Source organism: Archangium violaceum Cb vi76, assembly GCF_000733295.1.
GTDB lineage: Bacteria > Myxococcota > Myxococcia > Myxococcales > Myxococcaceae > Archangium > Archangium violaceum.
The window spans coordinates 70,501-92,804 of sequence record NZ_JPMI01000075.1 but is presented as its reverse complement, the minus strand read 5'-3'; the positions used below and the strand labels follow the sequence as shown (position 1 = coordinate 92,804).

18 protein-coding genes are annotated in these 22,304 nt (G+C 69.8%); 6 read left to right on the top strand and 12 right to left on the bottom strand.

The features are described 5' to 3' along the window. The first annotated feature begins 169 nt into the window (after nucleotides 1-169). A complete protein-coding gene (locus tag Q664_RS11875) occupies nucleotides 170-817 on the top strand; it encodes an SCO family protein (RefSeq protein ID WP_084609761.1) in 648 nt (215 codons plus the stop codon). Between the two features lie 9 nt (nucleotides 818-826). On the opposite strand, the gene Q664_RS11870 is transcribed toward Q664_RS11875, so the two are convergent. Beyond that, on the bottom strand, nucleotides 827-1,363 hold the full coding sequence (locus Q664_RS11870) for an O-acetyl-ADP-ribose deacetylase (protein WP_043393713.1): 537 nt from the start codon (nucleotides 1,361-1,363) through the stop codon (nucleotides 827-829). Between the two features lie 150 nt (nucleotides 1,364-1,513). Here Q664_RS11870 and Q664_RS11865 point away from each other — a divergent pair, with 150 nt between their 5' ends. Continuing rightward, entirely contained in the window at nucleotides 1,514-2,044 is a 531-nt protein-coding gene (locus Q664_RS11865; protein WP_043393711.1) for a hypothetical protein, read from the top strand. Between the two features lie 155 nt (nucleotides 2,045-2,199). Here Q664_RS11865 and Q664_RS11860 read toward each other — a convergent pair whose 3' ends face one another. From Q664_RS11860 to Q664_RS11815, 10 genes are all read right to left on the bottom strand, one after another. Then, on the bottom strand, nucleotides 2,200-2,778 hold the full coding sequence (locus Q664_RS11860; protein ID WP_043393709.1) for a hypothetical protein: 579 nt from the start codon (nucleotides 2,776-2,778) through the stop codon (nucleotides 2,200-2,202). 177 nt (nucleotides 2,779-2,955) lie between these two features. After that, a complete protein-coding gene (locus Q664_RS11855; RefSeq protein WP_043393708.1) occupies nucleotides 2,956-4,317 on the bottom strand; it encodes a universal stress protein in 1,362 nt (453 codons plus the stop codon). Nucleotides 4,318-4,562: 245 nt separating this feature from the next. Further along, nucleotides 4,563-4,952 carry a type II secretion system protein GspG gene (locus tag Q664_RS11850; RefSeq protein WP_043393706.1) on the bottom strand — a complete coding sequence of 130 codons (390 nt, stop codon included), beginning with the start codon at nucleotides 4,950-4,952 and terminating at the stop codon, nucleotides 4,563-4,565. 58 nt (nucleotides 4,953-5,010) lie between these two features. Continuing rightward, nucleotides 5,011-6,264, bottom strand: coding sequence for a radical SAM/SPASM domain-containing protein (locus Q664_RS11845; protein ID WP_043393704.1), 1,254 nt, complete (start codon nucleotides 6,262-6,264; stop codon nucleotides 5,011-5,013). A gap of 29 nt (nucleotides 6,265-6,293) precedes the next feature. Then, complete coding sequence (locus tag Q664_RS11840) at nucleotides 6,294-6,473, bottom strand: hypothetical protein (RefSeq protein WP_043393702.1); 180 nt, start codon at nucleotides 6,471-6,473, stop codon at nucleotides 6,294-6,296. An 85-nt stretch (nucleotides 6,474-6,558) separates the two neighbouring features. Next, the gene (locus Q664_RS11835; RefSeq protein WP_052517976.1) at nucleotides 6,559-8,088 is read right to left on the bottom strand and encodes a cyclic di-GMP-binding domain-containing protein, MshE-related; all 1,530 of its coding nucleotides are present in this window, start codon (nucleotides 8,086-8,088) and stop codon (nucleotides 6,559-6,561) included. A gap of 201 nt (nucleotides 8,089-8,289) precedes the next feature. Next, complete coding sequence (locus Q664_RS11830; protein ID WP_043393701.1) at nucleotides 8,290-9,540, bottom strand: MBL fold metallo-hydrolase; 1,251 nt, start codon at nucleotides 9,538-9,540, stop codon at nucleotides 8,290-8,292. Next, nucleotides 9,530-10,027, bottom strand: a complete 498-nt coding sequence (locus Q664_RS11825; protein WP_152622047.1) for a hypothetical protein — start codon at nucleotides 10,025-10,027, stop codon at nucleotides 9,530-9,532. The genes Q664_RS11830 and Q664_RS11825 overlap by 11 nt, the downstream gene beginning before the upstream one ends. 6 nt (nucleotides 10,028-10,033) lie before the next feature. After that, nucleotides 10,034-11,062 carry a P-loop NTPase gene (locus Q664_RS11820; protein WP_043393697.1) on the bottom strand — a complete coding sequence of 343 codons (1,029 nt, stop codon included), beginning with the start codon at nucleotides 11,060-11,062 and terminating at the stop codon, nucleotides 10,034-10,036. Next, nucleotides 11,059-13,128, bottom strand: a complete 2,070-nt coding sequence (locus tag Q664_RS11815) for a hypothetical protein (RefSeq protein ID WP_043393695.1) — start codon at nucleotides 13,126-13,128, stop codon at nucleotides 11,059-11,061. Before Q664_RS11815 ends, Q664_RS11820 begins: the two co-directional genes overlap by 4 nt. A gap of 111 nt (nucleotides 13,129-13,239) precedes the next feature. Here Q664_RS11815 and Q664_RS11810 point away from each other — a divergent pair, with 111 nt between their 5' ends. The 4 genes from Q664_RS11810 to Q664_RS11795 are packed head-to-tail and all read left to right on the top strand — an operon-like array spanning nucleotide 13,240 to nucleotide 19,331. Continuing rightward, nucleotides 13,240-14,517 carry a GTPase-associated system all-helical protein GASH gene (locus Q664_RS11810; protein ID WP_043393693.1) on the top strand — a complete coding sequence of 426 codons (1,278 nt, stop codon included), beginning with the start codon at nucleotides 13,240-13,242 and terminating at the stop codon, nucleotides 14,515-14,517. Further along, nucleotides 14,517-15,611 (top strand): TRAFAC clade GTPase domain-containing protein, encoded by a 1,095-nt coding sequence (locus Q664_RS11805; protein WP_043393691.1) that lies wholly within the window; start codon nucleotides 14,517-14,519, stop codon nucleotides 15,609-15,611. The genes Q664_RS11810 and Q664_RS11805 overlap by 1 nt, the downstream gene beginning before the upstream one ends. Beyond that, entirely contained in the window at nucleotides 15,601-16,605 is a 1,005-nt protein-coding gene (locus tag Q664_RS11800) for a TRAFAC clade GTPase domain-containing protein (RefSeq protein WP_043393689.1), read from the top strand. Before Q664_RS11805 ends, Q664_RS11800 begins: the two co-directional genes overlap by 11 nt. An 8-nt stretch (nucleotides 16,606-16,613) precedes the next feature. Continuing rightward, nucleotides 16,614-19,331, top strand: a complete 2,718-nt coding sequence (locus tag Q664_RS11795) for a GAP1-N1 domain-containing protein (RefSeq protein ID WP_043393687.1) — start codon at nucleotides 16,614-16,616, stop codon at nucleotides 19,329-19,331. 4 nt (nucleotides 19,332-19,335) lie between these two features. On the opposite strand, the gene Q664_RS11790 is transcribed toward Q664_RS11795, so the two are convergent. Beyond that, on the bottom strand, nucleotides 19,336-22,203 hold the full coding sequence (locus Q664_RS11790; RefSeq protein ID WP_043393685.1) for a GAF domain-containing sensor histidine kinase: 2,868 nt from the start codon (nucleotides 22,201-22,203) through the stop codon (nucleotides 19,336-19,338). Nucleotides 22,204-22,304 lie beyond the last annotated feature (101 nt).

Genomic DNA, 22,304 nt, shown 5'->3' with positions numbered 1-22,304 from the left:
GGGTGGCCGCTCGCGGATGACCGGTGGACTGTCCGGCGCAGGCCGTTCCGAGGTGGGAGTAGCGGACACCTGGGGGAGCCTGAAGCCGCCCGGAGGGGAAGGAGGCGGCCCGAAAACCCGCGGCCTTGTGCGGCCGGGACGCATCCGCTAGCAGTCGGGGCCAGCCCCCATGTCCACCGACGTCCCGACTCCGAATCCGCCGCGCTCCTCCCATGCATTCCTGTGGGTGGGGCTGGGTGTCTCCCTGTGTCTGGTGCTGCTCGTGGCGGGGCTGGTGCGCCCCCGGGAGGAGCCCTTGCCGAGGCTCGGCAGGCTCCCGGCCTTCACCTTCACGCGCCAGGACGGTGAGCCCTTCGGCCTGAAGCAGCTCGAGGGCCAGCCCTGGGTGGCCAACTTCATCTTCACCCGCTGCCCCACCATCTGCCCCGTCTTCACCCGGAAGATGGCGGGCGTGCAGAAGCAGACGGCGGAGCTGGGCAGGGAGCTCGCGCTCGTCTCCTTCTCGGTGGACCCGAAGTACGACACCCCCGAGCGCCTCACCGACTATGCCCGGAAGCACGGCGCGGACCCCAAGCGCTGGAGCTTCCTCACCGGCGACTACCAGCAGCTCAAGGACACCATCGTCGGCGGCTTCAAGATCGCCATGGGCCGCGAGGAGGGCGCGGACGAGAGCGACATCGCCAGCATCTTCCACGGCTCGCACTTCGTGCTGGTGGACCGGACCGGGGAGATTCGCGGCTACTACAACAGCGAGCACGACGACGACGTGGCGCGGCTGGTGCTCGACACCGCCCGGCTGGTGAAGAGCGGCGAGTAGCCCCCGTCATCAGGAGGAGGTTGCTCCCAGCGCGGCGAGCGCCTGGCGGTACACGTCGAGGTCCTCGGGGCTGAAGAGGACCACCGTCACCCGCTCGAGCTGGGGCAGACGCGCGAGGGCGGCGTGCATCTCGCGCAGGGCGATGGGAGCGGCCTCGGAGATGGGGAAGCGGTAGGCACCGGTGGAGATGGAGGGGAAGGCCACGGAGCGCAGGCCCTGGCGCTCGACGAGCTCGAAGACGGAGCGGTAGCAGCGCGCGAGTGTCTCGCGCTCGCCCTCGTGGCCGCCCTGCCAGACGGGACCCACGGTGTGGATGACGTGGCGGGCGGGGAGGTTGTAACCCCCGGTGATGCGGGCCTCGCCGGTGGGGCAGCCGCGGAGGGTACGGCACTCGTCGAGCAGGCCGGGCCCGGCGGCGCGGTGGATGGCGCCATCCACGCCTCCACCCCCGAGCAGCGAGGTATTGGCCGCGTTGACGATGGCCTCCGCGTCCACCCGGGTGATGTCGCCCTGGGTGAGAAGCAGCCGGGAGGGGTTCTGGGTCATTCAGTGCTCCTGGGAGAGGGACCGGGCGGACGAACGGGCGCTGGAGGGGCTGACGGCCCCACGGCCGGCCGGAACGATGACGCAGTGCTTCCATGCTGTCCCCACATGCATACCTTGGCCGGAAAGACATCGGACAGGGAAGGGACACACATGGCGACGATGGGGACCCGCCTGGTGGAACGAGTGAAGGACGAGGCGTTGCGGCTGGGCACCAGGGGAGTGTGGTTCGTGGTGGAGGGGACGGCCGCGGCCTTGAGGAGCCTGGACCGGCTGCGGGAGTGGCTGCCGCGGGAGGAGCGGGAGGCGCCGCGGCGGCCGGGGCGTGGGAACTCGGTGATGGCGCACCAACAGCGGGAGCCGGCGCTGTACCGGCCTCCACCGGAGAGGACCCGTCCGGAGAAGAAGCAGCCCTCCCCCGAGGTCCAGGCCACGGCGGAGCGGGTGCTGGAGGAGGCGCGGGCGGCGAAGGAGCGCCTCAAGAAGGCGCAGCCGGCGCCCAAGCCGCTGATCGTCTCGGCGGACGTCGAGGAGCGGTTGCCCAACCCGGCGAAGCGGCGGACGACGCGCAAGACGGCGCGGACGGAGGGCCGCAAGACGATGGCCTCGGCCACGGCGCCCAAACGGGTCACGGCGCCGGAACAAGGCTTCAAGGCGAAGCGGGGCCAGAAGCACAAACACTGAGCCGGCCCCGGAGGCCGCCCCACGGAGCCCCGAGTGCCGGGGCCCCGAGTGCCAGAGCCCCTCAAGCCACACGGAGACACCTCCCCTCTCCCCTCGGGAGAGGGACAGGGTGAGGGTGCCCGGGCCCCGGGTTCCACCCGTGCGGGCCCGCCGTGCTACCTGCGAGTCACCTTGGGTGACGTGGCGCGCGGAGCGACCTTGCTGCGCATGCGCGAGCTCTTCATGGAGATGCCCGAGGCCTTGAGCTGAGCGGCCTTCTCCGCGGCGAGGCGCTCGGCCTCGGCCTTGCGGGCGGCCTCGTCGGCGGCGAGCTGGGCGCGGCGCTGGGCGATGAGCTCGCGCATGCCCTCGGTGGTGAGGTCCACCTGGGCGAGGTGGAGCCGGTAGAGGAGGTCCTCGCGCAGGGTGCCCTTGGTGCGGGCCTGCTCGACGCCGCCGGAGAGGCCGACGACGATTTTGGGACGCTCCTCCTGGGTCTGGAGGCAGCGGACGATGAGGCCCTGGGCGGGGATGCTCAGCCGGGCCACATCGGGGATGAAAACGACCCCCCGGGGCTGTTTGAGGGCCTCGCCGACCTGCTCGGTCTGGCGGACCTCCACCAGGGGCCCCTCCTTGGAAAAGTTCCTCGCCGCCGTCGCCGCCCACGTGCGCCGCTCATCTTCCGTGCCGCCGCTCAGGAGCACCGAAGCGCGGTTCGCTACGAGCTCCTCTTCGCGGTACCCTCGCGGTGTCAAAGGCAGACCTCCCCCGTCGTTGACTGCTTTTTGGGAAAGCCTAACGCAAATCAGGTTTCCCGTCGAACCCCGCAACGGCTCCGGGGCCTGGAAACCGGCCCCGGAAGCGGAAATCCCCCAGTATTTCCATGGAGTTGCAAAAACAACGGGGGACGGAGGAAAACCTGTCGGGGAGGGTCAGGCGTGGAGGACCACGACGGGGCGGCGGCAGCGCTCCACGAGGGTGCGGGCCACGGCTTCATCCAGGTAGTGGGAATGACCCGGCGCGTCAGACGTACCCAGGCACACCAGGTCCACGCCCTCGCGCTCGGTGGCCTGGCAGATGGCGCGGGCCACGTCGTCGCCGGTGACGCCCTCCAGGGTCCACTGCACCTCGGAGGCGCCGTCCTCGTGGGGCACGAGGGCCTCAAGGCGCGCGAGGACGGAGGACTGCTCGCGAGGGGGCTCGGGCACCACGCCGTACTGGTCCATCACCCAGGAGCGGTCGGCGGTGCGGCGGCGGTGCACGTGGAGCAGGTGGACGCGGCCGCCGGGGCGCACGAGCGAGCGGGCCTGGGAGATGGCGCGGGAGCTGGCCTCGGAGAAGTCGACGGGAACCAGGACGCTGCGAGGCGGGACGCTCTTGCGGGCCGTGGGCTGGGTGGAGGGCACGCACGCCACGGACTGCTCGGCATGGCGGAGCACGCCGGCGGACACGGAGCCGTGCCACAGCCGGGCGAGGCCGCCGCGCTGGTGGTTGCCCACGAGGACGAGGTCCACGGCATGCGCGTGCGCCACGTGCAGCAGGTGATCCGCGGGGCGGCCGAAGCCGGGCTCCAGGAGCAACTCCAGACGGCCCTCTCCGGGCAATTCGCCCACGCGTTCGCGCAGCTCGCGCAACAACACGCGCTCCACCTGCGGATCCAACACCTCGATGCGGCGCACCACGGGGTCCAACACCTCGAGGTGCACGGGAGTGTGGATGCCCAGACGCTCGCGCTCCTCCACGGGCGAGCACACGGAGGCGGCGAGGACGTCACAGGCGCCCACGCGGCGCAGCTCGTGCAGCCAGGCGATGGCGGCGGCCGAGGCGCGCGAGTCATCCACGCCGACGAGCACCTGGAGACGGCGCCGGCCGAGGGCCCAATCGATGAGGGCGTCGCCCCGGCGGCGCACCACGAGCACGGGGACGTGGGCCTGCTGGGCCACCCGCTCGTAGACGGGGGTGCGGTGCCAGGCGGGGAGGTGGCCCCAGCCCTCGGCGGAGACGATGAGGAGCCGGGCGTGGCGGACGCGCTCGTCCTGCACGAGCACGGTGCTGGGAGGGCCCTCCAGCAGCCAGGCGTCGACGGAGAGCGCGGGGGTGCGCAGGCGGGAGACCTCGGCGGAGAGCCGGGTGCGGGCCTCATCGCGAGCGCGGGAGCCTGGACGTGAGGAGTGCTCGGTGTTGGGGAAGCCGAGCAACCAGAGGGGCTCACCGAGACGGGCGGCGATGGCGGCGGCGGCCCGGGCGGAGCGGCTCGAGGCTTCGGTCAGGTTGATTGCGCACACGACGGCCATGACAGCCTCCCACCGAGGGCGCGAGGAGGGGAATGCCCTCTTCGAGGAAAACCCTCGACGGGAGGATGGACATTGCACGAAAGGCCAGGAGGCCCCCGGCCACGAGAGTCCCCACCAGGACGCCCCTCCCCTCTCCCGCCGGGAGAGAAGCGGAGTGATGGTGCCGGGGAACAAGGGCTGAATCCGCGTAAACCCCCTCTCCCGCTGGGAGAGGGCTGGGGTGAGGGTCTACGGCCTTCGGGTACCTACCGGGTCCCCACGGCGGCATGGCCGTCATGATTGGTGTGGTCCTGGTTGGGACCATTGCCGCCGCGCAACCCATCCTGCCCATAGGACTGGAGGAAGGGCCGCTGCCCATCACTGGCGTAGGCATAGGGGTGGCCCCAGGGGTCCGAGGGCTCGGCGGGAAGGTACTTGGGCACGAGAAAGGACAGGTCCCCCTCGTCGGGGATGGAGCCGTGGTCGGCGCGGTAGGACTCGAGCGCGGCGATGATGCGGGCGAAGTCGGCGTGGACCTGGGCGGCGCCCGGATCATGCTTGCCGCGCAGGCCGAGCCACACGGAGAGGCCGAGGGCCACGAAGGCGATCGGCAGGAAGATGACCATCGGATGGATGCGGCGGCGCGGCGTCGTCACGGTGGGGGCTTACCACAGGGCGCGCGCGAGCGAAGCACCCGGGCAGGCGTCCGAGCCGCTACGCCCCCAGGGGCACGGGGAAGGCCTCCCAACCCGCGGGCCACTGCACGCGCTCGTAGGTGAAGCGGTGGGTGGTATCGTCCTCGGGCCAGGGCGCGTCCACCGGCTCCACCAGCAGATCGAAGACACCGTGGTCGAAGGGCCGGCCCGTTCCCGGCTTGCCCGGAACGACGCGCTCGCGCAGGCCGCGCCCGGCCAGCTCCAGCGTGCGGTAGTGACAGAACGGATTGTTGCCGCGCTTGTCGAAGAGCACGTGCGCCTGCTGGCTGCACCCGCCCCGGCACGCGGCGGCGTACTTGCAGCTTCCGCAGTACCCCCACATGTGGGCCGTCCCCTTCTCGGTACCGGCATCCACGTTGAAGGTCAGCTCACGCGACTCGAGGATATCGGCCAGGGGCTGCTTGCGGATGTTGCCGCCCACGTACTCGGACGGCAGCGTGGGGCAGCCCTTGATGCCGCCATCCGCGTGAATGCCCAGCACGGACAGGCCGGCCTTGCAGCCCGCCCACACCTTGCCCGCGCTCGCGAAGAGCAGGTCGTCGTACGGGCCGTAGTAACCAATGTCGTTGGCGGGCACCAACGCCACGCGCGACTCCTCGAGGGACCGCCGCGCGATGCGCGCGAGCATCCGGTAGAAGTCCGGCAGCTCCGCCGGCTGCAGCAACATCCACGCGTTGTCCGCGCCGTTGCCCATGGGCGTGGTGAGTTGCACCTGCCACGCGCGGATGCCGGCGTCCCTCAGACGCTCGTAGAGCGCGGGCAGCTCGGGGGCGGACAGGCGGTTGAGCTGCGTGTTGGCGCTGAAGGGCAGGCCCACCTCGCGGAAGTGGCCCAGCGTCTGGAAGCAGAAGAAGAAGGAGCGGGGCTTGCCTCGGATGCGGTCGTGCGTGGCCTCCAGGCCGTCCACCGACACGGAGACATGGGCGATGCCCGCGTCCTTCATCTTGCGCGCCGTCTCGCGCGACAGGCCATAACCGCCCGTCGTCATCGTGCAGCGCATGCCGGCGTCCGTGATGGCCCGGGCGATCTCCAGCCAGTCCGGACGCAGGAAGGCTTCTCCCCCTTCGATGGTGACTTCCTGGATGCCCACGTCGGCCAGCTGGCGGACCAGGTCGAGCGCCTCCTCGGGGGAGAGCTCATCGTTGCGCTTGTCCCCCGCCCGGGAGCCGCAGTGTCCACAGGCGAGGTTGCACTTCAGGGTGAGCTCCCACACGGCATAGGCCGTGCGGGGCTGGACGACCGGAGGTGGCATGGGCGGGGGGCGCGAACGGTGAAGAGAAACTACGGCTCCCGGACGATGACGGGGTCCAGCTCCAGCACCGGGGGCGGGAGGCCGTACTTGGCGCTGCCGCCGCGCACGCTCTCGAGGGTGCCCTCGTCCAGCTCGAGGACCTCGCGGGCCTTCTCGTTCTGACGCTCGATGACATTGCTGCGGGGGAACTTCTTCTCGACCTTCGTCATGATGGCAGTCCCTTCCGACCGGATAGTGGGTCCGGATCAGGGTGAAGGAAGGACACACTGCGTGTCAACCCACCGGCCCTCGCGCCTACCAGAGGGCGCGGAAGAGGGGCACGGGGTGAGGCTTGCCCTTGAGGCGCACGGGGGGCAGCTCGTCGAAGTTCGACTCGTGGCCGGCCAGCAATTCCACGGTGCGCTCGCCAACGAGGATTTCCCCCGGCCCGGCCAGGGCGCACAGCCGCGCGGCCACGTTCACCGAGTCGCCGATGCAGGTGTACTCGGTGCGCATGGCGCCGCCGATGTTGCCGGCCACGGCCATGCCCGAGTTGATGCCGATGCCCAGCTCCAGCGTGAGGGGACGGCCCTGTCGGGTGGTGGCCCACTCGGCCTCGGCGCGCTGGCGCAGCTCGACCATGAAGGCCATCATCATCTTCGCGGACTGGAGGGCGCGCAGCGCGTCGTCCTCGCGGAACACGGGCGCGCCGAAGACGGCCATGAGCCCGTCCCCGAGGAACTTGTCCAACGTGCCGCCGCAGGTGAGCACCGCGTCGGACAGTCCGCCCAGCACCTGATTCAAGACACCCACGGTCTGCTCGGGCGGCAGACTGTCCGCGAGCCCGGTGAAGTTGCGGATGTCGGCGAAGAGGATGGTGACCTCGCGCTTCTCGCCGGTGAGCACCACCGAGTCGGGGCTCTTGAGGATCTCCTCGACGACGGCGTCGGAGGTGTAGCGGGCGAAGAGCTTGCGCATCCGCTCCGTCTCGCCGGTGCGGCGCATGACGCTTTCAATCCGCGCGGCGAGCTCGTCCATGGAGGCGGACTTGTTGACGTAGTCATCCGCGCCCGCGCGCAGGCCCTTCACGCGCTCGGTGTCGTTGTCGTTGGCGGTGAGGATGATGACGGGCATGGCCCGGCTGGGGCCTTCCTTGAGGCGGCGGCACAGCTCCATGCCGTCGATGCCGGGCATGTCCAGGTCGCTCAGGACGATGGCGGGCTGCACCTTGCCCACCTGCTCCAGGGCCTCGTACGGGTCCTGGAAGCAGATGACCTCGTAGCCGAGCGACACGAGCCCATCCTGGACGAAGGCCGTGGCCAGGGGGCTGTCGTCGACGACCATGACGCGGTGGTGGCCGCCCTCCGGGGCCTGGGTGCTGCGGGCGGGAGGCTCCTGGCGGCCGGTGACGCGGTTCTGGAGGCCGAGCCCCTCGTAGAGCTGCTTGTAGGTGCAGTACCCGTTCTCGACGACGATTTCGCCCAGCTTGCGGCCGGTGCGGCGCTGGAGGGCGAGCGCCTCGTCGAGCTGGGCGACGGTGAGGTACTTGAGGCCGACGAGCAGCTCGCCGAGGGGGGGCTGGGCGGGGGTGAAGCCCTGGGGGACGTTGTGGAGGCCGAGCGCCTCGCCCAGCGCGTCTTGAATCTGCTCGCGGGTGACGTAGCCCAGGGAGATGAGGGCCTCGCCGAGACGCTGACCGTTGAGGGACTGGAGGGCGAGCGCCTCTTCTATTTGATTGGGCGTGACGATGCCGAGCTTGAGCAGGAGCTCGCCGAAGAGAGGGCTGTCAGCGCGAACCGCGGAGCGGTTGCTGCCATCGGCACGGGTCAAACGGTCATCCACCATCGAAAAGGGTGATTCAGGGGTCCAGCGTACCCCAGCCTCCGGGGGTCGAGACACATCGCGTCCAAACTCCCCCGGCGGGGCGCCGGGCAGCCAGAAAATTTCCTGATTTCAGGGGTTTGTGCCCGTGGATGCCCCCTCTCCCCCTGGGAGAGGGCTGGGGTGAGGGTGTACCCGCATGCCAGCAGAACCCGCGCGCAACAGCTAGGGCCTGGCCCTGGCACGAGCGGGAGGCACATAGACGTTGGCCTTGCCCGCGAGAACGAAACGCACCAGCTTGCCGGTTGCATCCAGGGAAACAGCCACGGCGTTGTGGGTGTCTGCCTCGCCCGGTGAAGGGGACATCGAGGAGAGCACTCCATTCCGCGCGGAAGTGACACGCTGGCGACTGCGTGCACTCCGTGGAGTGGCATACATGGCCAGAGGAACACCAGCGCGCCGGGGCCATGCGGGCACGGAGGTAATGGCCACAACGGCATCCTGGGCGAGCCGGGCAACCTGCTCCGGACGAGGCGGCATCGAGCCCTTGGCATCCTTGAAGGGCGTCACGATGGCGAGGGCCGCCCCCAGTCGGGCCCACAGTTCCTCATGGTGTGCTTCCAAGGAGGCATGGTGGGCCACCTTGATGACCTGGATGGGCGGATGGATGTCTCCACACACCTCGTCCCAGCCCAGGTGGCGCCCGTGCTTGCACAACAGATCTCCACCGAGCAGCATCCCCGCCTGCCCCCAGCGGATGAGCAGGGCCCCACTCGTCACGTTGGGATCGAAGCGGGCGGAATGCTCGCCCTCCGCGATGAGCGACTCCAATCCTTCCACCAGGGCCATCTGCGCGTGGTTGACGTCCGCGTCCGCGGGCCCACATGCGGAAAGCTCCAGGTTCTTGGACTGAACCACCTTCGAGAGCAGCCGCTTGCCTTGGCCGACATGACGAAAGCGCGAGTTCTGCCGTTCGTAGGCTTCGACCAACTCGGCCAGGACGCGCTGCAACCCCCGAACCTTCGCATCATCCGGGAGCGTCTCGCGTCCAGCATGCGTCACTTCCACGAAGCTCCGCAGCGCCTCGGCGTAGCGATCCCCCACATTCGGTACCGACCATACCTCGTCGACCCGACCGCGATAGGATTCCAGCAGACGCCCCAGGCCCGCGTAGTGGTCATCATGGGGATGTGTCAGGCAGACGAAGCCCAGCCGGAAATCCGCGCCCCGAAGACGGGCCCGCTGCTCCAACGCCGCGAGGAACTCCCGAACGGGATCTCCCCGGCCCGTCTCCGGCGAGGACGGCTCCCGGCAACCGTCCACGACACCCACCCCACCATCGGGGAGCATCACCACCATGGCCTCGCCACGCCCGGGTCCGAACACCACGAGGCTCAAGGCCCCATCGGGCAGGTGCTCGGGACGTACCTGATCCACCTGCGTGGGATGCGGCACCGTGTTCCCATCAGGAATCATGCTCGCCGCGCTCCCAGACCTCATGCCTCAGGGTTTCCACGAGCTCACGCAGCCGCTGCCGCCCGGGTGCGTCCAGCCGGGAAGACTCCACCACCACTTCGAGCCGGGGCACCTGCTCCCCCTCGCCGGGAAGCTCGAGCCAGGTCCATAGCCGCAGCAGGCTGCCGGGAGCGGGCCGTTGACCTTTCAGTTGCTCCTGCACCGAGAGCGTGACGCTGGCCTCGCGCCCGCTGGGCCGCTCCCAGACGGTGGCCAGCACCTCGTGCTCCATCACCTCTTCCACCCGGCCCAGGTAGAAGGCGGGACAGACGGGAGCGGCATGCGCCCCGGCCAGGCGCGACCAGCGGACCGGCTCTCCCACGCCCACCACGAAACGCGCCGGGCGCAGCTCGAGTGGTGGGGTCTCCAGTCCACGAGGACGTGCGGGGCCAGGCAGATGGCGCGGCGCCCGGTGCCGGGGGTGACTGATGAGCCGGGATGACCCCATCGCGCCTCACCCCTCCTCGAGAAAGCCCAGCGCCGAGTCCGGAATCGCCGGCACCGCAGCGGAGCGGAAGAAGCGCAGCATGCGGTCGTCCTTCACGTGGGCGGGGGCATTGAGAAGCGGATTGGGCTCGTGTCCGATCCTATCCTTGAGCAGTTCCTGGAGCTGGTGCTCGTCCCCCTCCTGGATGCGGTTGACGAGGAATCGCACATGGGGCCGCTCCTCCTCGCCCACCTGCGAGAGCCACCGGTTGGCGGCCCGGATGTCCTGGAGGTCCATGGACCCCACCAGGAAGGCCGTCCACTCGACACGGGCGGCCCGAAGGCGCTCGGGCATGAAGCCATCGTCGGCCAGTGGTCGCTTGGGCTCGCGCGACAGGCGCAGGGCCAGACTCAACACCGCTCGCGACAGCCCGGGGATGGTGGGCGGCGTGTCCACGACCACCACCGCCTCCCCCTGCCCGGGCACGAGCGCCTCCAGCAGGTACTCCAACCGCCCCTCGAGGAAACCCGAGTGGTTCTCATCGAAGATGACGGGCAGGGTCCGGTCGAGGTCGGAGGGCAATGCGCTGCTGGGCACCACGCGCAGCGACTCGTGAGGGACGCCTTGCATCCGCCAGAGCATGGTGCGGATGTCCACGTCCCGCTGCTCGTCCCAATCCGGGGTAGCGAAGAGCAGGAAGTCATTGAGGAAGGGAACGCACCGGGGCACGAGCGCCTCGGCGCCCTCGGGGTCGCGCTCGATGGCCTCGCTCGCGAGCTCGTCGCGCAGCTCCATCCGGTCCCGGGTCTCCTCATGGGAGAGGAAGCCGGTGGGCGGCCGCAGCAGCGCCAGGGCCGCGGAGGGCTCCAGGTCCTCCCAGGCCGGTGCTTCCAGGGGCAGCACGTCGGCGAGGCTGGTGCCGGTGAGATCCATGTCCACGAGCGTCACCTGCGCACCGCGCTGCGCCAGCCCGAGCGCCGTGAGCACGGACAAGGTGGACTTGCCCACCCCACCCTTCACCGAATGGAACGAGTAGCACCGCAGCAGTCCGCTCACCGTCCCCCCTTCGACTCCAGCGCGGAGACGAGTCCGAGCCGGCGCAACTCGCGCCGCAGCGCGACGTTCTGGATGAAAGGCGCCCGGGCGCCCAGGGAAGCCAGACGCTGGAGGTACCCGGCACGCTCGGGCAGGGAGGAACTCGAGGCCCGGCGCAGCGCCAGCAGGGCCGCCCGCAACCGGTTCTCCGTGTCCACGGACTTATCCGCGCACATGCTCAACAACCCCTCCATGGACGCGCGCCAGGGCGTGACCCGCCCCTGCTTCTCGGCCGCTTCGGCGAGCGCCTCGAGGTCGCGATGCCTCCAGTCCGGGGCCGCGAAGCGCACCAGCGCGGCCACCCCCTCGGACTCCTCCTCCGAGAGCTGATCCAGCACGCCGATGGCCATCAGGGTCAGCTCGCCGCGCTGTCCCAGACTGCCCCCGGTCGCCTGGAGCACGCCGCGCCACACCTCCGCCACCCGGGCACGCGCCCCGGGCCCCAGTTCCTGCCCCTCGGCGAAGACGGCGAGGGCCAGCCAGTCATGGCGCGGCGGCTGATGCTGGAACAGCTCCAGACACTCCTCCAGGACCCTGGCCGACACCCTGGCCAGCCAGGAGATGCGATGGTGCGACAACACCCAGCGCGCAACCAGGGGCGGGGCCACGTGGCGGGCTTCCCAGCCCAGAGCGTTGGACACCGGCCCGGCCAAGGGGGCATGGCCCTGTCCGGTGGGCTCGCGCGGGAGGGAGCCCTCCTGGAAGCGCGCGAGGAGCGCCTCGGCCTGAAGCTCTCCGGGATTGAGCGTCCTGTCCGCCACGCGGCGCAGGGCCTGGACGAGCGGCAGGGGCGTGGGCAGCAGCCTGGCGCGCGTCTCGGGCGCATCCGGCCGGTAGTGAAGGGCGGCTCCAGCGACGAGCGCCAGCTCGGCGATGTCGAGCCCCTGGCCCTCGTCACTGAAGCGGCTCGGGTCGAGCACGTCGTCCCGGCTCGGGATGTCCGAGGGGGAAGCAGGCAGCAGCGCCCGGAGACGCGCGGAGAGGGCCTCCTCGTCCCCTCCGACGAAGGGACTGCGGAAGGTGCAGGATTGCAACCAGCGGGCGAGGCTCCAGCCTCGGGCCGCAGCCGTCCCGGACGGCGCGTCCTCCACCAGACGCGCGGCATGCAGCAAGCAGGCCGTCTCAAGACGGGCGGAGTCCCGCGACCTGGCGTGGCGAGACGCGTCCTCGGGAGGAGGAAAGCCCGAGATGAAGGCCAGCAACAGGTCGTCGCGAAGAGACCGCTGGAGACCTTCCAGCTCGTAGCTGGGCTGCTCGGCGGCCCGGTCCAACAGCCAGGCGAGTGCGGCGCCGCGCAGGAAGAGCGGCTCCCCCTGTTGGCCCCCGAGGATGCGCAACGCGGAGCGCACGCTGCCGTCCGCGGGCTGCCAGTGCGCGAGGGCGCGGCCGGGAACGGCGGTGTGCAGCTCGTGCCAGGGAGTGCGCGGTGACGGGGCGGACGTGCCGGAGGGGAACGGTCCGGAGGCGGAGTGGAGCCGCGAGGGAGAGAAGTCGCTGGCGCCGAACGTGCGGACGCGCGGCAGGTGAGGCAGGACGGAGAGGTCCTGGACGAGCCGACGGCCCGGGCTGGAGAGCCAGAGCAGCGCCAGGGTGCGAGGGCTCACGGCCTGCGAGTCGAGCTGCTGCCAGAGCTCCAGGTCCACGGCCCACAGGTCTGGGAAGAGCTGACGGAGTTCCAGCGCGGGCTGGCGGGCTGCGAGCGCTTCGGCCAGGGCCGGACGCACGCTGGGCTCCGGCAGGCCTGGGGTCCCCTCGATGAGATAGCCGGCGCGGACGAAAGACCTGTCCTCCCGGGGAGCACTGGAGGACGACTTCTCGCGGAGCGCGATGATGAGCGCCTGGAGTTCCGTCCCCGAGCGGCGCGCGGCACCGGGACGCAACGAGGGAGATTGCTGGAGGGGAGGCGCCTGGAGCCGGACCAGGAGATCATCCCAGGAGACACCCGCCTCGTAACCGTGCACCGCGAGTTCTTGGGCGGTGCGTTCGAGGCCATCGAGGGCATCGGTGGGCTCCTGGGGGGAGGTCATGGAGTCCCGCTTCGGGGAAGACTTCGAGTGCTATAAGGCCGTGCTCGCGGCCCAGGCGGGTGGGACGGACGCAACATAGCCACGGCCTGGGCCAGAGGAAAGGAAACGAGCGTGGCGAAGACGGATTCCGAGAAGACGCCGACGATGCGGTTGAATGCGATCCGCCGGGAATGGGGACTCTCGTCGGTGGACGAGGCGACCGCCCAGGCTCAGGGCAAGGCACTCGAACCGCTCGCGAAGTGGCTGCGTGAAGGGGAGGATTCGCCCGAGGTGGTCGTCCGCGCGGTGCAGTTGTTGCTCGCGGACCCGGAGCTGTCCGGAGTGGACAAGCACCCTGCCGTCGAAACGGTCATCCGTCAGGTTTCCGACCTCTGGGCCAACGCGGGCGTGGAGGCGCAGGGCATGTTCGGTCTCCAGGCCATGCTGCTGGCCGCGTGGCCATATGATCTCAACAGCGGTGGCTTCGCGCTCGCGCCCCTGTTCGATTCGGCCTGGGATGTGATGCAGGGCAGGACTCGTCAGCGGGCGCAGCTCAATGCATGGCGCCAACTGCTTCTGGTTCAGACTGACGATGGGGACAGCACAGATGACGTGCAGTTGGATGTGCCTGATGTAGCCATCGGAGCGCCAGCGATTCACTGGCCGGAAAACGACCCCAACCTGCAACATTTGGCGAAGTACAAAGAGCAGAACGCCTTTTTTTCCCATGTTGGCGCTCAAATCATCGACCTCTTCAAAATCAACAGGCAGGGATTCGTCGCCGTAGTTACCTGGGCGAACTCCATCCGCACAGAAATTTCCAAGGCCCTCGCCAATCTGACCCATCAGACCGAAACAGCGCTGAACAACGCCTCAAGCAGGTCGCCCTCGACATTGGATTTGATGTGGTGGGGCCAATCCCGCTACTCGCAAGCCGCCCGCCGCCCTTACCGCCGCATCGAGAACACGACGGAGCGGTTGTGGTGGATGGCATGGGAGGCATCCGAGTTCGCGCTCAATCTCCCCTCCGAGCCAGCCGCTTCCTTCCTGGTCGAAACCCTGTACCAGCTCGAGGGAAACGTGAACGAACCGAAGCGTCCGCTCAAGGACTGGCTCGGAGAGCTCATCCTCATGCTCCGCGGCACCGCACCAACGGACGCGCTCATCATGAGCGAGACCCTCAAGGAATTGGCCACTGAGGACGCGCTGGGCCTGCCCGTCACCTGGGCCCGCCTGGAGGCCATGAATCCCAAGGGGAAGGACTCCGACATCGGCGAGCGCGCACGTGAAGCCCTCGCCCTCGACGTCGATGCGCCAATCAGCCGTGGAGACTGGGCCGCGTGGATCTTCCGCGAGGCACTGCTCGACCGGCACCTCCACGACCACGACGAAGAGCAAGAGGAGGACTGATGCCCCTGCCCTCCCCCATCCGCCCACTGCGCTGCGGCAACCCGGATTGCACCCTGCCCGAGGGTGGACGCTGTGCCAGGATCGCCGAGTTCTCCGAGCCGCTCGCGGACTGTCCCGAACTCGCCCGCGAGACCAGGACTGCCGCCGACACGCCCTCCACGACCGCGCCCTGGTCCGGCCGGCATCTCGATCCGAGCGAAGCCAATCGCCTGCTGTGGCGATCGCCGGCCCGGCTCATCGGTGTGCTCGGCCCGTACAACGCCGGGAAGACGTGCCTGATGACCTCGTTCTTCCTCCAGCTCGCCAACGGGCAACGCGGCACCTTCCCCTACCGGTTCGCTTCCAGCCTGACCCTGCACGGCTTGCGAGAGTTGATGGAGCAGGCGGGCCAATGGACCGGACCGGAGCAGGAGGGCATCGTCCCGCACACCACCGTTGGAGCGGATACGAGCAAGCCGCGCCACTTCCTACACATCGGCCTGCGCCCACAGGACGACCACGATGACCGCCATGTCGACCTGCTCCTGAGTGATCTCCCAGGCGAGTGGGTGAAGGACTGGACCGAGTACGTCGATACGACCGCCACCGAGCGCATGAGCTTCATCCGCCGCTGCGATGCCTTCATCCTGCTGGCGGACGCGAATGCACTGCTGGCTCGGGGAGGCGGAGCCACCGACGACCAGACCGCGATCCTCATCCGGCGCGTGCTCGAGCACACCCAGGACGTGAACCCCCGTCCCCCGCTCGCCCTCGTGCTCAGCAAGTTCGACCGCATCATCCAATCCGTCGAGCCACCAGCGCCCGAAAAGCGGGCCGATCGCGAAGCCTGGGGTGCGCTGGCCAAGAGACTCCGGCTCACCTGGCCCGCGATAGAGGAGGCCCGGCGCGCGGGCCAACCCATCGAGGTCTTCCCCGTCAGCGCCTTTCCCTGCGCGCTCAACCAGGGACAGCCCATTGGCATCCTGGACCCCTTCGCCTACGTCATGAAGCACGCCGACAGCCGGGAGCGCTGGCCCCCCCTGGAAGTGCCCGTTCCCGAAGACGCCAGGGGATTCGCCACCATGCGCCGCTGGAGGGATGAGCATGTCGCGTAACATCGCCCTCCTCGGAGCCCAGTTCAGCGGAAAGTCGACCTTTCTGGGCGCGCTCGGCAACGCGCTCAAGGCGAAGGCGCTCAAGCATCTGCACATGGCCGGGCTGGACGCGGATGCCCGTGCGCTGCAACGGCTCGCGGAGCCGCTCCACCATGGCCGCTATCCGCAGCGCACCAAGGCAGGGGAGCGCCAGGAGCTCGTGGTTCCGCTGCGCACGGAAGGCGGGCCTTTCGGCTCCGATGCCTTCACCCTGCGCGCGGGAGACTACGATGGCGAGGAGGTTGACCGTCTCTTCCGTGACCGCCTCCGGGAGTGGACCTCCGAGTGGCAGCAGCGCGCACTCGCCCATGGCTTCCTGCTGCTGATCCGTCCTGGTGACATACGGCCCCCCCGCCTTCACTCCCACCCCATGCCGGATGACATGACGCGCTGGCGCCAGCTCCGTGAGCCGGGGGCCTCATCGGCCTCCGCGCCGGTGACGGCGCAGCAGCACCGCTCCGCTGATTACTTCGGACGAATTCACCTGGAAGAAGCACCGCCTCCGCCGTACGCCACCGCCTCGGACCCGGTCTCCATTCCCGCCGAGCTTCCTCTCATCGAGTTGCTTCAGTTCATCCGCAACGTGCGCGAGTTGCCCCCGGGCCGACGCCCCCGGAAGGACGGCGAGCGCTTCCGCATCGCGCTGCTCGTCACCGCCTGGGATGCCATCCCCCCGGAGTGGCGCAAGGCGGGCCCCGCGGCCTTCCTGTCCCACCACTTCCCGCTGCTCGAAGACTACCTCTGGAGCAACTTCCTCCCGGACGACGTCTTCCGCTTCGGTCTCTCGGCCACCGGAGGAGATCTGAAGGACACCACCTACAGCGAGACCTACATGGATGACCCCTCTGGCTTCGTGGAATGGCTGGACCCGGCGCAGGGCATCCTGAACAGCAGGGATATGGGTCTGCCCCTCTACTGGGCCCTCTACGGCGACCGTGCCTTCGCGGCCCTCTGAAGCGCTCGATGCTCCACCTCGTCCAGACGCTGCACGGCTATGACCAGGGCCACCGCCTGCTCGCATCGAGCCAGGGCGCGGTGCTCGATGCGCGCGAGTTGGCGCTCCTGGAGCGTCTGAGCGACCTCTCCGGCTACCTCCCCATGGGAGCCGGGTTCGACCACTACCACACCGGGTTTCCTTGCGGTCGGTACCATGCCTTCGCCTGTACCTGGCCGGACCTCACCGCCACACGCGCGGGCACGGTGTTGACCCACACCCTGCTGCTTCCCCGGGACGAGGCCGGCAGGCTCGATGACCTGTGGCGGCTCGCGCCTCTTCACCGCTGTCCGCGAGGCGCGAGCGACCGGGAGCCCTATCGCCAGCCGCTCTCGACCGCCGAACCCACGCTCCCACCTCGGGAGCAACCCCACCCTGATGAAGTGCTCGCGGTGGTGGCGCTGCTCTTCGGTACCTCGGAGCGGCCCCTTCTCTGGGTGGATGAGCGCCAGCCCGATGCCATCGCGCGTCTCATCTGGGAGCTGCTTCGCACCGAGCAGCGTGAGCAGTTCGCCTTCTGCACCTTCGCCCTCCAGTTCCGCACGCGGGAAGAAGGCCGTCCCTTCGATTTCCTGGGCATCCCGCCAGCCGCCCGGGGCTCCTTCCTGGAGCAGGCCAACAGTGAGGCTTGGTGGGACTCGGGCAGGCTACTCAACCCCCGCCTGGCCAGCCTCACACAACAACCCTGGGCAGCGGAGTTCGCCCGCGATGGAGTCACGACGCTTCGCCGGCTCGAGACCTTCTGCCACGAGAACGGACTGGACATTCCCGCTGCCAAGGACATCCCCACCCTCTGGCGCTTCCTGAGCCTGGAGCCCGCGGCATCCGAAAGACTCGCCGCGGCACGCGCCCGGGCTGACCTCTTCGAGAAGCTCTGGCCCGGCCTCGATGCGAGCCACCCATCCACCCATCAGGTGCTGGGCAACCTGCTCGACCGCCAAGCCGATGCAGCCTTCGAGCCACGTCCCCTATGGGAGTTGACCGACTTTCTCGGAAGACCCCTGGTACGCAAGCGGCTCGATGCCGACAAGGAGTTCACCCGCGAGGTCGAGCAGGTGCTGACCCGGGAGTTGGCGCGGCGCTTCGAGCGGGTCCCCGAGCAGACGTTGCGCGCGCTCCCCGAGTTGCTCACCGCTTCGGGAACCCGCTGGAGCAACACCCTTCTCGATGTCGTCAAGAACACCCTGTCAGCCAGCCCAGAGGCCGCGATACGACTGGGGCCTCCATTGCTGCTGACGGCGGCGGAAATGAACTGGACTGAGCTGGTGGAGACAGGTCTCGCCTCTCTGCCGCCCCATGGACGCCGAACGGCTGCTCAGCACGCCCTGTCTCCCTTGCCCGCGCCTGCCGGGGAGAAACTGCTTCCACTCCTGGAAGAGGCAGCCGTTCGCATGAACGACTTCGGGCTGTACCTCTTCCTGGGAACACTGAGGGGCAGCGAGCTGGAGTCGCTGCGGACCCTCATCGCGCGCCTGGAACGGACTCAGGAGATACGTCCCCAGGTGATGAGTTCCCTTCTCTCAGAGGTGGCCTCGTCCACACGGCTCTCCTGGGCTCTGGAGATATCGGCGCCCCGGCACCTCACCTGGTTCGCGGCCGAGGCGGGAGCGGAGGCGGCACGAGAGCTGGGACTTGGCCCGAACGAGCTCGTGCGTCAATGCGATGGCACTCCCAACGGAGCACGTCTGCTGCTCGTGTTCGCGGAGAAGGCCCACCGCATCGAGCCGTTCGTCCAGGCACTGCTCCAGACTCCTGGGCTGGCGATGAACCTCATCGTCCTCTCATTGCGTGAGGATGGCCCTCACATCAAGCGTCTCACGCAGGTGGCCGCCAGTCTCATCCCCCCGGAGCAGTTGCTCGCGCCGGAGTTGCGCCAGGCCCTGCTCGACACGCGCGACCGGTGGCGTGTCCGGGACCTGATGGGACGACTGGGCCCCCAGTGGATCCGCGCCCTCTGCGAGGGCACCCAACCTCCCAACGTACTCGCCCAGTGGCTCGACATCCCCATGCTGCGCCAATGGCTGAGCCAGGGCATGCGCGGTCAGCTCCTCTCCGCCACGAGCACCTCGGATGAACGCAGCCTCATCTCGGGACTGGCGGCCACCCTGCGCGCCTGGCTGGACACATCCCAGGCGTACGACCGGGACTGGATTCCCGGGCTGTTGGAGTACTTGGTGTGGAATGCCTCGGTCCAGGAGTTGGACCCAGCCTGTGAGAATCTGGCTCACGTTCTGCGTGGACTCCCCCCACGGAGTCTGGACGACCACCTGGCCAGCAAGCTCCTGGCCCTCATGGAGCGCACCCGCCCCTCCTCGGGCTGGCACATCGTCGAACTCGTTTTCGCCCGCATTCATGCCCGGCTGCTCGAGGATGCGAAGTCTCTGTTCAGCGCTCTGGCCTCCCTCCTCACCGGAAAGGACTGGGACAGGGCAAAGCAGTTGCGGCAGTGGCTCGTCGACACCTACGTCTCCCGCGATTGGCCCCCGGAGAGCTTCCTCCGCAGCCTGGACGGTGACACCGCTCTCTTCTTCCGGCTGGCCCGCAGGGCCGCACGCACCCCGGCGGGCATGGACTTCCTGAGCCGCCTTCCGTCCGCGCTCGACGCCGCGCCCGAGCTGGCTCCGCGCTGGCGCCGCCCCATCGAAGCGGTACTTGCCGACCCACACCGCCCGGTCGACTTCGAGTGAGTACCTACTCCCGAGGCAACTCCACGGTGAAGGTGGACCCCTCGCCGGGAACACTGCGCACCAGGATGTGCCCCCCGTGTGACTCGATGATCTCCCGGCAGATCCACAGCCCCAACCCGAGCCCGTTGAACTGCTGACCATTCACGGCGCGCTCGAATCGCTCGAAGATGCGGGCCTGGTCCTCGGGGGCAATCCCAATCCCGTTGTCCTTCACCAAGAGCCGGGCGCGCCCATCCAGCCCGGACTCGACGAGCACCTCCACGGGCTGACCGCGCCCGTACTTGGCGGCGTTGGAGAGCAGATTGCCCACCACCTGCTCCAGCCGCACCCGGTCCCAGCGGCCGGGGACGGAGGCATCGGCCACCAGCTTCACCTCGCTGCCGGTGCGGGCGAGCGCCTCGGACATGCGGCCCACGGTGTCGCGCGTGAGCGCCGCCAGGTCCACCTCCTCGCGCTCCAGCTTCAACCGCCCGGCGGTGATGCGTCCCGCGTCCAGCAGCTCGTCGATCAAGGCGCCCAGCCGCTCGCTGGTGCGCTCGGCCTTCTCCACGCGCTGCGCCAGACCGGGTGTGGTGGCCACCTCGCGAGCCGTGCGCGCCAGCATTTGAATCTGCAGCCGCAGCGCGCTCAGCGGCGTCTTCAGCTCGTGCCCCGCCACGGAGAGGAAGTCATCGCGCAGGCGCACGGCCTCGGTGGCGGCGCCGTACAACCGGGCGTCCTCGATGGCCAGGGCGGCGCGCTCGCCGAGGCTCTGCAGCAACATCTGGTCCTCCTCGCCGAAGGGCCGGCCGCCGGCCACGTCGCGCACCACGCCCAGGCTGCCGAACACGCGCCCCTTCACCGTCAGCGGCACCACCAGCAGGCTCTGCGGGCCGTAGCGGTCCAGGTAGGGCAGGTATTCGGGCAGGCCGCCCGAGGCCCGCGCCTCCTCCACGTCGATGTCCGGCAGCAGCACCGCGCGCCCGTTGGAGACGGCGCTACCGTGGAGGCCCTCGCCCAGCTTCTGCCGCCGCGCGTGCACCGTGCCGGCCAGCAGCCAGCGCGCCTCCGGGTCCGGGTGGTGGATGGTGACGGGCTCCAGGAAGGCCCCGTCCTCGGCCATGAGTTGCAGCACACAACCATCCCCCATCACCTCGGACACCTTGCGGGCAATCACATCCAACACCGCGGGCAGGTCCAGGCCGGCCTCGGCCAACAACTTGTCCACATCCACGAGGCTGCGCAGGCGCGCGGCGTTGCGGCGGGACTCGGCCTCGGCGGAGCGGGCCTTGCGCAACAGGCGCGCGTTGTCGATGGCCATGCCCGTGCGGGCGGCCAGGTCCTCGGCCAGCGAGCGGTCCGCGTCGGTGAAGGGAGGGCTGTCGGGCCCGCGCACGAAGGACATGGCGCCCAGGGTGCGCTGGCGAGCCACCAGCGGAACGATGAGGAACGAGCCGCCCGCGGCCCGCTCTCCAGGACGAGCCTCCTCCTGGCGCGTGAAGGGGGGCACCAGCCCGGTGACGAGCTGCGAGCGCCCGGTGCGCACCACCTCGGTGATGGCCGAGGGCCGGACCCGTTCCGGGGAGTAGCTCTCAATCTTGTCATGCATCAGCGAGCGCTCGGGGCGCACGTGCTGCACGGTGAGCCGCCGCAGGGCGCCGTGGTCGTCGAGGAAGTCCACCGCGCACCAGTCCGAGAAGCCGCCCACGGCGAGCCGCGCCACGCTGGCCACCGTGGACTCCCACTCCAGGGAGCCGGACAGCAACACGCCCGCGTCGGCGAGCAGTTGCAGCCGCTGCCCGGCGGCCTCGGCCTGGAGACGGGCCGCGCGCTCGTTCTCGTAGAGGCGGGCGCGCTCCATGGCCTGGGCGCACTGGCGGGCCAGCCCCATCATCAGGGTGCGCTCCAGCTCGGTGAAGCGCCGCGCCTGGGCGAAGCCGAAGGTCAGCACCCCCAGGCCGCGCTGCTCCACGCGCAGGGGCAGGAAGGCGAAGGCCTGGCAGGGCTGGCGCGACATGTACGCCACGAAGGCGGGGTAACGGGCCCGCGCGTCCTCCAGGGACTCCAGCCACACCGGCATGCCCCGCGCCGCGGCGTCGAAGCCGGGCATCTCCCGCATCTCCCTCGGCATGGAGCGCACCGGGGCGAGCGCGTTCTCGTCCGCGCCCACCGCCGCCACCAGCTCCACCGAGCCCCCATCCGCCGAGACCTGGTGCACCGTGCCGCCCAGCGCGCCCACGGCGGGCACGCCCAGCTCCAGCACCGCCCGGCCCACGTCCTCGCGGGTGAGGGCGCGGCCGAAGGCCTCCGTCACCGCCTGGACGCTGATGAGGCGCAGCAGCTCGGCCTGCTCGGCCTCGGCGCGGGCCTGCAGCGCCGAGGTGCGCGCGGACTCCACCCACCGGCCGCGCTCGATGGCCAGCCCGGCCAGCTGCGCGTAGAGGGTGAAGCGCCGCAGCTCCTCCGGCGAGAAGCCCCGCGGCTCCGGCGAGGGCCCCAGCAGCACGCCCACGGTGCCACCGCCCGCGGCCCGCACCGGCAGGGCCAGCAGCGACGCCGCCCCCAGCCCATCCATCACCCCGGAGAGCCCCGGCGCCAGCCCCCGCTCCGTCTGGTGGAACAACCAGGGCACGGGCTCCGGAGGCGGAGTGTCCAGCAGGCGGCGTCCACACGCGGCCAGTGCCTCGGGGCACAACCCGGGAGTGGCCTGCGCCAGCAGCCGTCCGTCCACGTCCAGCCAGGCGACGGCGGCGCGCTCCAGCCCCACCGAGGACGCGGCGCAGCGCACCACCTCCTGCAACACGGCCATGGCCGATGGCGCCGAGGCGAGCTGCTCCAGCGCGCGCGACATGCGCTCCACCGCCGCGACGAAATTGCTTCCGGGCACCTGCATGCCCCACCCCCCAGGCCCGGCGACACCTGCACCGAGCGTGAGGTGGAAGTTTTCCACGGGTGCCAGACCGCTGCCCACCACCCCCCGGCCCGAGCGTTCGA